Origin of the sequence: Anoxybacillus thermarum (genome assembly GCF_000836725.1) — a bacterium.
Taxonomy (GTDB): Bacteria; Bacillota; Bacilli; order Bacillales; family Anoxybacillaceae; genus Anoxybacillus; species Anoxybacillus thermarum.
In genome coordinates, this window is record NZ_JXTH01000073.1 from 1 (window position 1) to 10,273 (window position 10,273).

7 protein-coding genes and 2 pseudogenes are annotated in these 10,273 nt (G+C 41.4%); 4 read left to right on the top strand and 5 right to left on the bottom strand.

All coding sequences use genetic code 11. From position 1 onward, the window contains the following. From LH47_RS15530 to ccpA, 3 genes and pseudogenes are all read left to right on the top strand, one after another. Positions 1 to 144, top strand: a pseudogene (locus tag LH47_RS15530) (UPF0236 family protein); the annotation flags it as partial. Between the two features lie 258 nt (positions 145 to 402). Further along, positions 403 to 1,485, top strand: coding sequence for a bifunctional 3-deoxy-7-phosphoheptulonate synthase/chorismate mutase (locus tag LH47_RS13000; RefSeq protein ID WP_043968194.1), 1,083 nt, complete (start codon positions 403 to 405; stop codon positions 1,483 to 1,485). Positions 1,486 to 1,648: 163 nt separating this feature from the next. Next, a complete protein-coding gene (gene ccpA, locus LH47_RS13005) occupies positions 1,649 to 2,647 on the top strand; it encodes a catabolite control protein A (RefSeq protein WP_043968207.1) in 999 nt (332 codons plus the stop codon). A 98-nt stretch (positions 2,648 to 2,745) separates the two neighbouring features. Here ccpA and LH47_RS13010 read toward each other — a convergent pair whose 3' ends face one another. The 3 genes from LH47_RS13010 to LH47_RS13020 are packed head-to-tail and all read right to left on the bottom strand — an operon-like array spanning position 2,746 to position 5,211. Then, entirely contained in the window at positions 2,746 to 3,918 is a 1,173-nt protein-coding gene (locus tag LH47_RS13010) for an acetoin utilization protein AcuC (protein ID WP_043968196.1), read from the bottom strand. Next, entirely contained in the window at positions 3,915 to 4,559 is a 645-nt protein-coding gene (locus LH47_RS13015; RefSeq protein WP_043968198.1) for an acetoin utilization AcuB family protein, read from the bottom strand. Before LH47_RS13015 ends, LH47_RS13010 begins: the two co-directional genes overlap by 4 nt. Before the next feature lie 19 nt (positions 4,560 to 4,578). Further along, entirely contained in the window at positions 4,579 to 5,211 is a 633-nt protein-coding gene (locus LH47_RS13020; protein ID WP_003398366.1) for a GNAT family N-acetyltransferase, read from the bottom strand. 168 nt (positions 5,212 to 5,379) lie between these two features. Here LH47_RS13020 and acsA point away from each other — a divergent pair, with 168 nt between their 5' ends. Beyond that, positions 5,380 to 7,098, top strand: coding sequence for an acetate--CoA ligase (gene acsA, locus LH47_RS13025; RefSeq protein ID WP_043968209.1), 1,719 nt, complete (start codon positions 5,380 to 5,382; stop codon positions 7,096 to 7,098). Between the two features lie 25 nt (positions 7,099 to 7,123). On the opposite strand, the gene LH47_RS13030 is transcribed toward acsA, so the two are convergent. Both LH47_RS13030 and LH47_RS15535 read right to left on the bottom strand, forming a co-directional pair. After that, positions 7,124 to 9,898, bottom strand: coding sequence for a transglycosylase domain-containing protein (locus tag LH47_RS13030; RefSeq protein WP_043968200.1), 2,775 nt, complete (start codon positions 9,896 to 9,898; stop codon positions 7,124 to 7,126). 229 nt (positions 9,899 to 10,127) lie between these two features. After that, positions 10,128 to 10,273 (bottom strand): annotated as a pseudogene (locus LH47_RS15535) (UPF0236 family protein); the annotation flags it as partial.

Genomic DNA, 10,273 nt, shown 5'->3' on the forward strand with positions numbered 1-10,273 from the left:
TCCAAGCGGGTTGAACAGGCCAAACGGAAGGCAGGACGGTTGTGGGCAGATGTGGTGCGTCAGAATCTACCGTGTCTGCAGCGGTCATCCGGGACGCCGATCCATCAAGCGTTGTCGGCGCTTCGGGATTTTGGTTGGGTGTAAAAAAATGGAATACAATATCATCACTTCAAGATGAGGGATGAGAGTCCAAAAGCGCTTACGATATCAATTCCTGAAAATGGTTCGCTAACTAGTGATTGACAACACCCGTAGTGAACCGAAAAAATGTTCTCCACAAAGTCTTGACTGACTCTTTTATAAATAAAGGGGTGACAACTTTATCCACTTCGTTTATAATAATCTCTAATTATATAGAAATGTACCATATTTTTTAGCTTATATAAAGAAAGGATGAGATGAATGAGTAACGAACGATTAGATGAGCTGAGAGCAAAGGTTGATGATTTAAATTTACAGTTGTTAAAGTTAATTAATGAACGTGGACGTCTTGTTCAAGAAATTGGAAAAATTAAAGATGCGCAAGGAACGTATTTTTATGATCCTGTTCGTGAAAGAAAAATGTTGGATTTAATTTTAGAACATAACGATGGCCCGTTTGATACGGCGACGTTAAAACATATTTTTAAAGAAATTTTTAAAGCAGGCCTTGATTTACAAGAAGACGATCATAAAAAAGCATTGCTCGTATCAAGAAAGAAAAAGCCGGAAAATACAATTGTCGATGTGAAAGGGGAAAAAATCGGCGATGGCAATCAATATTTTGTCATGGGACCATGCGCCGTTGAAAGCTATGAACAAGTGGCGGAAGTTGCACAAGCAATCAAGCGTCACGGTTTAAAATTGTTGCGAGGGGGAGCGTATAAACCACGCACATCACCGTACGACTTCCAGGGACTTGGAGTAGAAGGGTTAAAGATTTTAAAACGTGTGGCGGATGAGTTTGATTTAGCAGTTATTAGTGAAATTGTGACCCCTGCAGATATTGAAACAGCGCTCGATTATATCGATGTCATTCAGATCGGGGCGCGCAATATGCAAAACTTTGAGTTGCTGAAAGCGGCTGGGCAAGTGAACAAACCGGTGTTGTTAAAGCGCGGGCTAGCTGCAACGATTGAAGAATTTATTCATGCCGCAGAGTACATTATGTCGCAAGGGAACGGACAAATCATTTTATGTGAACGTGGTATTCGAACATATGAAAAAGCAACGCGCAACACGCTTGACATTTCTGCTGTGCCGATTTTGAAAAAGGAAACGCATTTACCTGTCTTTGTCGATGTGACACATTCAACAGGGCGTCGGGATTTACTTTTACCTTGTGCGAAAGCAGCGCTTGCGATTGGAGCGGATGGCGTCATGGCAGAAGTGCATCCTGATCCTGCTGTGGCGTTATCTGATTCTGCACAACAGATGGATATTGACCAATTCAATGAGTTTATGGAAGAATTAAAATCATTTCAAAAACAATTTGTAAAAGCATAACGAAAAGAAGCTGGTGATTTGTTCGCCAGCTTTTCTTTTTCTTATGAATTTATTTGTGAAAACGTTGCACTTAGGTAATCATTTATCGTATGATATTTTTACATAAAATTGCGATGTACGACAGTTTTCGATATATAGAGCGCTGAAAAGGAGTGTGTATGTGATGAATGTAACAATTTATGATGTAGCAAGAGAAGCAAACGTGTCGATGGCGACCGTTTCACGTGTAGTAAATGGGAACCCAAACGTAAAGCCTTCTACACGCAAAAAAGTGTTAGAAGTCATTGAGCGACTCGGATATCGTCCAAATGCGGTGGCGCGCGGATTGGCAAGTAAAAAGACGACGACAGTTGGAGTCATTATTCCAGATATATCAAGCATTTTCTTTGCGGAAATGGCTCGCGGTATCGAAGATATTGCAACAATGTATAAGTATAACATTATTTTAAGCAATTCAGATCAAAATAAAGAAAAAGAGCTGCATTTATTAAATACAATGCTTGCGAAACAAGTCGATGGCATTTTATTTATGGGTGGCGATGTCACGGAAGAGCATGTCGAGCAGTTTAGAAAGTCAGATGTACCGATTGTATTAGCTGCAACCATTGAAAAAAATAATATTATTCCATCTGTCAATATTGACTATGAGCAAGCGGCATATGATGCGGTACATATGTTAATCGAAAAAGGACATAAACGGATTGCTTATGTGACAGGACCGTTAAATGATCCAATTAACGGACTGAAAAAATTAGCTGGTTATCGCCGCGCTTTAGAAGAAGCGAATATTGCTTATGATGATGAGCTTGTTGTTGAAGGCGACTACACGTATGATTCAGGAATGGAGGCATATGAAAAACTGGCCGAACTTGCCCAGCGACCAACAGCGATTTTTGTTGGGACAGATGAAATGGCGCTCGGAGTCATTCATGGGGCACAAGACCGTGGTGTGCGCATTCCAGATGAATTAGAAGTAGTCGGTTTTGATAACACTCGTTTAGCGACAATGGTTCGCCCGAAGTTGACGACAGTCGTACAGCCAATGTACGATATCGGTGCGGTGGCGATGCGTTTATTAACAAAATATATGAACAAAGAACATGTGGACAATCACATTGTTGTATTACCGCATCGAATTGAATATCGCGATTCGACAAAATAAGCGGCAACTAGTTTTTTCATGAGGAAAGATGCATATTTTACGTGTATACAAACATAGAAAGGGTGTCCAGATACTTTTGGAACACCCTTGTTATTTTGTTATAAGTTTAACCGTTGTTTATTGCTTCGAATCGGTTGAAGTGCTTTGATGACAGTTTGGGCATTTTTTTCTGTAATTTCTGCCTTTCTCGGAATGGGTGGATATAAGTCGTCCGGGTCATCCCACTCGAGTGGCAAAGAAACAGGGGCATGTTGTTGCCAGCGGGCAATCCATTCTTTCGGTAAAGGTCCAGAAATATCGGATTGTTCTGTCATTTCGAGCCATAATAGCGCCCATGCACGCGGAACAACGCGCCAAATGTCGTATCCTCCGCCACCGACTGCAATCCAACGACCGTTGCAATATTGATGAGCAATTTGATGTGCGAGTTTTGGAATTTCGCGATAAATGCGCATCGTCGCACATAAATGAGTTAACGGATCGTAATAGTGAGCGTCCACACCGTTTTGGGTTAAAATGACGTCAGGCCGAAAGAAGTCGGCGATTTCCATGAGTGCTTCTTTATATGCTGCTAGCCAAGACTCATCTTCTGTAAATGCGTCGACAGGAATGTTAAATGAGTAGCCATATCCTTTCCCTTGTCCTCGTTCATTCACATTTCCTGTACCAGGGAATAAGTAACGTCCTGTTTCGTGAATGGAAAATGTACAAACATTTGGGTCGTCATAAAACGTCCATTGTACTCCATCACCATGATGGGCATCTGTGTCGACGTATAAGACACGGACACCGTATTTTTCTTGCATATATTTAATGGCGACAGAACTGTCATTATAAATGCAAAATCCGGATGCTTTGCCGCGGAATCCATGATGAAGCCCTCCGCCTAAACTGAGCGCATGCTCAGCTTTTCCAGAAAGGACGTAATCAACCGCTGTTAATGTTCCCCCGACAAGAAGGGCGCTCGCTTCATGCATGTTTGGAAAAATAGGTGTATCTTCCGTTCCTAAGCCATAATTGATTGCAATTTCTTCTGAAAGTATTCCTTTCCCCGCTTTTTTTACCGCTTCAATATAATCTATATCGTGAACAAGAGCTAGTTCTTCATCTGTTGCTAGACGCGGTGCTACAATTTGTGAGTCATGGAGCGCGCCGACCGTCTGTAATAAGTCATACGTTAGTTTGACGCGCAATTGGTTGAACGGATGGCGATCATGGAATTTGTACGTTTGAAACGCATCGGAATAAATGAATACGCTATTTTTGCTCATGATGAAGCCCCCGGCAAGTTTGGCCATAATACGTCGTATCCTTGCGTTTTTAAATCTTCAATAATCGCCATCGGGTTCATCGTTTGAATACGAAATACGAGCACTTTATACTTTTCATCTTGGTCAGGATATACGAGAACACTTGAAATATTAATGTTTCTTTTTTGAAACATGGAAGCGACTTCACATAACATCCCTGTTCGGTTCGGTACTTTAATTTCAATTTGCGAACCGGGCTGATGAGCTCCTGTTAACTGTACGAGCGTATATAATAAATCGCTCTCTGTAATAATACCGACAAGTTTATTTTCTTTGACAATCGGCATGCAGCTGATGCGATGTTCGTAAAATAAAGCTGCCACTTCTTCGACAAAATCAAGCGGGTGACCTGTAATGACGTTTGTTTTCATAATGGTGCTTAACGGCTTTTGTAAATCTTCTAGATGCTCATTGGCATGGAAAATCGATGGACTTGCATCGCGTAAATCACGATCCGTGACGATTCCAATAACATGATATTCATCATCAACAATTGGTAGGTGACGAATGTTTTTTTGCTTCACAATGTTTAGCGCGTCGGCAATTGTATTTGACGGCTTTAATGCGATGACATCCGTTTTCATCATTTGTTCGACAATCATTTCCCCATCCCCTTTGTTTTTAATACATAAAGCGGTTCATAAAGCGAAGTTGATCAAACTTTTGAATTGATTGTTGATCGACGCGCTTCCCAATACGCGCCATTAAGCAGTTAGCCGGATGTGAACAAATTTCAGGGTCATCCGTTGCATACCAGACAAGTCCGCCCGCGTTCATCATTTTCTCCATTACTTTTCGATATTCCCATACGTTCAAACCGGTTCGCTTTAAATCCCAATGCCAATAGTATTCGGTCGTAATAATGATGTAATCTTCCATCGCATCGTCCATCATAGCCACTTTCAATAAATTTTTCCCGACACCACACCCTCGAAAGTCTGGAATGACTTCGATTGCCCCGAGCTCAATTAAATTTTCCATCTTCCCTTGTGACCATCTTTCAAGGGGATCAGGATATAAAAAGGTGACGTAGCCAACGATCGTGTGACCGTGGCGGGCAATAATAATTCGTCCTTCAGGAAGGCCTGCAATTTCAATGAGCGCTTGATGTTGTTGGTGCGGTTGCCGAAACGCTGTTAAATCATGATGAAATTCATAGCTAGCCAACTTTTCTGGGGAAATCGGCCCTTCAATAATTAACGTTCCTTTCGGTGTTTTTAATTGTTTTGCGTTATATGTTTTTTTATGCTCCATTGCCCCACCGCCTACTGAAATAATCTCACTTCAATTATACATAAAAAAATAAAAATTAAATCGTTTTCATAATAAACATTAATGAAAATTTTTTAAAAATTGAGAAATTGTTTATAGTATAATATAATACGAATGTAAACACTTTCAAACAAGGGGGAGTTTGGGATGATTAAGGTGGAAACGCTACCAGTCATTCAAGGGGATTTCAACTTGAAAAACTACGAAGAAACGTATAAGACGTTTGACTGGTCTGAAGCAGAAAAGCATTTTTCGTGGTATGAAACAGGAAAAGTAAACATGGCGTACGAAGCGATTGATCGCCATGTAGAAACGTTCCGGAAAAACAAAGTGGCTCTCTATTATCGTGATGCAACAAGAGAAGAAAAGTACACATTTAAAGAAATGAAGGAGTTTTCAAACAAAGTAGCCAACGTGTTAAAAGAAGTGGCCGATGTAGAAAAAGGAGATCGCGTCTTCATTTTTATGCCTCGCTCGCCTGAACTGTACTTCTCTGTGCTTGGCGCAATTAAACTTGGCGCAATCGTCGGACCTCTTTTTGAAGCGTTTATGGAAGGGGCAGTACGTGACCGTTTAGAAGATAGCGAAGCAAAAGTGATTATTACGACACCTGAGCTTTTACCACGTGTACCTGTAAATGAACTACCAGCGTTAAAATACGTATTTTTAGTTGGAGAAGACATTAAGGAAGAAGGTCCGTTTTTTGATTTGAAAAAGCGGATGAACGCAGCAAGCAAACATTTTCATATTGAATGGGTCGGACGCGAGGATGGACTCATTTTACATTATACATCTGGTTCAACAGGAAAACCAAAAGGCGTACTGCATGTGCATAACGCGATGATTCAACATTATCAAACGGCAAAATGGGTATTAGATTTAAAAGAAGATGATGTGTATTGGTGCACGGCTGATCCAGGCTGGGTGACAGGAACATCGTACGGCATTTTCGGTCCATGGCTTTGTGGCGCTTCAAACGTCATTGTAGGTGGCCGGTTTAATCCTGAAGCGTGGTATAAAACGATCGAAGATTATGGCGTTACGGTATGGTATAGTGCACCGACAGCTTTCCGCATGTTGATGGGGGCTGGCGATGAATTAGTGAAAAAGTTTAATTTAGGCTCACTTCGCCATATTTTAAGCGTTGGGGAACCTTTAAACCCAGAAGTTGTCCGTTGGGGAATGAAAGTGTTCAATCGCCGTATTCACGATACATGGTGGATGACAGAAACAGGGGCACAACTCATTTGTAACTATCCGTGTATGGAAATTAAACCGGGATCGATGGGGAAACCAATTCCGGGAGTAAAAGCTGCAATCGTTGACGATCAAGGGAATGAGTTACCGCCATATCGCATGGGCAATTTAGCGATTAAAAAAGGTTGGCCTTCGATGATGCGCGCGATTTGGAACAATCCACAAAAATATGAGTCGTACTTCTTACCGGGTGATTGGTATGTATCTGGCGATTCGGCATATATGGATGAAGATGGATATTTCTGGTTCCAAGGACGGATTGATGATGTCATCATGACAGCGGGAGAACGTGTTGGTCCGTTCGAAGTGGAAAGCAAACTCGTTGAACATCCTGCGGTTGCAGAGGCAGGTGTCATCGGAAAACCAGATCCGGTGCGCGGTGAAATTATTAAAGCGTTTGTTGCTCTTCGTGAAGGGTACGAGCCATCAGAAGAATTAAAAGAGGATATTCGTAACTTTGTGAAAAAAGGTTTAGCTGCGCATGCCGCACCACGTGAAATCGAGTTTCGTGATAAGTTACCAAAAACGAGAAGTGGAAAAATTATGCGTCGCGTTTTGAAAGCTTGGGAACTAAACTTACCGACAGGCGATTTATCAACAATGGAAGACTAAAAAAATCGGGCCATGCCCGATTTTTTTAGTTTGTTGATGGCTGTTCTTCTGCTGGTTCCTCATCTGTCGGTTGCTCAGGTTGTATATCAGGCAACATGCGAATGATATTAGATGGATTCGATTCCAATCCAGCAATATCAACAGCCGTCACGTAATATATTCCTTGCTTTAACGGTATGTTTTTTTGTTCGCCTTTACGTATTGTTGCGATAACTTGAAACGCAGCTGTTTCGGATGCCGCATAATATACTCGATAACCAATGACGTCTTGTTCATGATGTTCGTTCCAAACGAGTGCCGATCCTTTTTGTTGTGCAGCTAGTGGATCCGGTTTTTTCCCGTTTTCTTGAAGCGTTTTTGCCACAAATACATGTTTCCATTTATCGTTTTGCGGGAGTAATTTGCTCAAATCTTTTATATGCTGAATGCCCCACTGTTCAAGTAACGAAGCGTCAATCATTACGCCTTCTTTTGTAAATTCTTTCGGTGTTGTCGGTAAAGAGGCATATCGCTCTCCATTTAATTCAACGAAAGCTCCGCTAATCAAGTACGTATCTTCTGTTTTCGGCACAAATGCCGTATTGAACAAATCGCTTTCGATAAGTCCGAATCGTTTACATGTTTCTGATGGGAGCAATCCAGAAATTGCACAATATGAGCGTTGAACAATTCCTCCAGGCATATGGAATCGTTCTTTCGGAGCGATTAGTTCTGGGTGAATATCGTACGCCCCATTCATCAGTTGCGCCCATAGCAATAAGTTTCTTTGGGAATATGATAGCCCTTTATAGCTTTTTTCAAGCGGTTTTGGTGTATCGTATCCTATCCAAGTGCCGAATGTGACATTCGGATTTGTCGCGACAAACCAAGCGTCCTTTGTGTTTTGACTCGTCCCTGTTTTTCCCGCCCAATCTGCTGAAAATTTTAACTTGCCATTTAAAAAAGCAGCTGTACCTGAGCGAATGACGTCGCGCATCATATCGATTGTTAAATATGCTGTTTGAGGTGAAAATACTTCCACTGGTTTTGGCTCGTGTTCATATACAACGTTCCCGTTTTTATCGACAATTTTTTCAATTAAGTACGCGTCAATGAATTTCCCGCCATTTGCAAACGTTGCGTATGCATTGACGTTTTCTTCAATCGTTACTCCTTTTGTTAGCCCACCGAGCGCAAGAGATAAATTATATCCATCTCCCGTTGTTAAACTTGTGAAGCCCATTTTTTCTAAATATGAAATAGGGCGTTGGTCGATGATGCGCGCATATGTCCGAATTGCAGGAATGTTATACGATTTTTTTAGCGCATGACGAACCGATGTTAAGCCATGTGTTTTACCATCTGCATTTTTTGGCCGATATGGACCTTGTTGTGTAGGAATTTCTAAATCAATATCTGGAATGACAGATCCCGGTTGAACAATGCCCATTTCCATTGCTGGTGCATAAACGAGAAGCGGCTTCATCGTTGAACCGTTCGAACGGTATGCTTGAGTTGCGTGATTAAGTTGTTCCCGTTTATAATCTCGTCCGCCGACAAAGCTAATAATACGCCCTGTTTTGTTTTCGATTAAAATCGCTCCGACTTCTACCGGTTGACGAACGGAAATGATTTGTCCTGTTTTTTCATCTCTTTTTCGAGCAACTGTATCGCTTCCGAAGTACGGATATTTTTCAACAATCGCTTTCATTCGTTCATATATGTCTTTATCGATCGTTGTGTAAATCGTATAGCCGTTTTGGCGTAATTGCTTTTCTGCTTTTTCCGCATATTCTTTATATAACTGGTCGTTTGAGCGCACATCTTGCCGATCGTATCCATCTTTTTTTGCTAGCAAATCAATAAAAATATCTTTCGCACGACGTTCGATTTCAAACGTCAGCCATGGATATTTTTCCACTGGGGATGGCAAGGAAGAAACAAAATCTTTCGTAACGTCGTATGCTAATGCGTCTTTATATTGCTCTTCTGAAATGTATCCAGCTTTTTTCATGCGCGTTAATACCGTTTTCATCCGATTTAGCGCGGGAGATAAATCGCTTTTTAGCTCCCCTTCGCTCGTAAACGGTGTATAGCGAAACGGACTTTGTGGTAGTCCTGCTAAAAAAGCGGCTTGCGGTAATGTTAATTGCTTTGCATCGATGCCGAAAACACCCTTTGCAGCGGCTTGGACGCCGGCAATATTTCGCCCAGATGCGTTTCTCCCGAAAGGTACAACGTTAATGTACGCTTCTAAAATTTCATCTTTAGAAAAAAACTTCTCAAGTCGTAAAGCGAGCAATACTTCTTTTGCTTTTCTCTCAAACGACACTTCACTCGTCAAAATTTGATTTTTTACAAGCTGCTGTGTTAATGTACTTCCTCCGCTACGTGTCGAGGAGTTTGTTGCTTCTTGGAAAATGGCACGTATAATAGCTTTTGGTACAACCCCTTTATGTTCATAAAAATGTTCATCTTCCGTAGCGATGACCGCTTGAATGAAATGAGGGGAAACTTGTGACAGTTTGACTTCATCGCGTTCTAAATCCGAACGGAAATGGCCTAGATATTCACGATTAGCAAAATAAATATGAGTTGTTTCTTCATAGTTATAAATATCTTTTTTCATTTCTTTGTAAGGAATCGGCTTAGCATCTTTCACAAGAGAGGCGAAATAGCCCGCACCGACACCGAAGGCAAAACTGAACGCGCATAAACATGCGATCAATATAATTAAACATACATTCCAAATGACTTCATATGTAATCGTGAAATGGCGCCATAGTTTTTGCCATGAAAATCGGACTTGTTTTTCTGACATAGTGACCTCCCATCCGAATTGTATTTTCATTATTATATCATAATTTGTCTTTCCGTATCGGAAAATGTCTAAATTTGTGAGTCAGTCAAGACTTTGTGGAGAACATTTTTTCGGTTCACTACGGGTGTTGTCAATCACTAGTTAGCGAACCATTTTCAGGAATTGATATCGTAAGCGCTTTTGGACTCTCATCCCTCATCTTGAAGTGATGATATTGTATTCCATTTTTTTACACCCAACCAAAATCCCGAAGCGCCGACAACGCTTGATGGATCGGCGTCCCGGATGACCGCTGCAGACACGGTAGATTCTGACGCACCACATCTGCCCACAACCGTCCTGCCTTCCGTTTGGCCTGTTCAACCCGCTTGGACT